Here is a 1,164-nt window from a genome sequence, read left to right as displayed (position 1 = left end):
CCAGCCTTCCGATAAAAAGAAATATTTCACGTTGCTCTTCGCTAATCCTGCTCTATATTCCTATTTTCCACTCAAATTGAGTTTTTCAGCTTAAATTGACGATTTAATTCAAATTTTATCGAACAACGGCAATTGGTCAATTTCAGGACTTACGCACCAAAGCTTGTTGGTTAAGACTGGGTGTCAGGTGTAGTGGAGATTTGTATAATTTGACAAAATGATCAGTATATGATTCACAGCAGTAAGCATTGTTACTTGACCATAGTTTTTTTAGCTATAGCAGTCGCCAGGGCAGTTAGGACATGACAAAAGTCTCAAACCTAAGTAAGCGCAAGAGTTTGACTTCTGACTTCTGATTTCTGACTTCTGACTTCTGCTATATAGCTGCTTTGGGTATCAATTGATGGGTAAACTAATCGATAATTCAGATAAAAAAAAGATAATACAAGCCAATCCAATACTTAGATAACCTGGCTTTATACAACCTATTGGATTGGCTATATATAGACTTCAAGCTTGATCTGACAAGCATTTAGTCCTCTTGAGAGGACTGGATTTACTCGCGCTGGGATTTTCATCCCTGGCGGATTATTGGTAGTAGTGCAAGATGTGATGCGCAAATGGGCTGATCTCAAATTGTCATTGGTCAAATTATCATTGGTAAACTAACAAGTAATAAGTAACAATTAACTTATTCCTAATAACAAACTACTTTTGATTTAACTTTTGATTGATCTAAATTAGATACTAGTTCAGATAACTCATGGGGTTGGTCGATCAAAAAATCTGGTTTGTATTGAGCTAGAACTTCTTTATAATTAAATCCCCAACTGACAGCAACTACTTTAAGATTATTTTGTTTAGCTGCCTCAATATCCCTAGTTTCATCTCCCACATAGATCACATCAGCAGGATTTAAATTATGTTTTTTGAGGAATTTACGAATAACTTTTTCTTTTCCAAATATGGGACTCCCTGAGTCAACAAAATCAAAAAGCTTTACCCAAGAATTATTTTCCAGGAAAAGGTTAACGTTATCTGCTGAGTTAGATGTCAATATCCCTAATTGGTAACCTTCAGATTTAAAATCATTTAAAACGTCTATTAGTCCAGGAATAGGAGTTAAACTTTGAATATCTTCGCGTAATAGTTTTTGGACTTTTT

General features: G+C 34.8%; 1 protein-coding gene. It reads right to left on the bottom strand.

Annotated elements, in window-relative coordinates:
- Positions 1-697 precede the first annotated feature (697 nt).
- Positions 698-1,164: HAD-IA family hydrolase (locus F6K49_RS51205; protein ID WP_293110605.1), on the bottom strand; the 467-nt coding region annotated here is incomplete at its 5' end.

The organism is Moorena sp. SIO3I6 (assembly GCF_010672095.1).
Note: the sequence above shows the minus strand (reverse complement) of the source record. Positions and strands in the feature narration are given on the sequence as shown.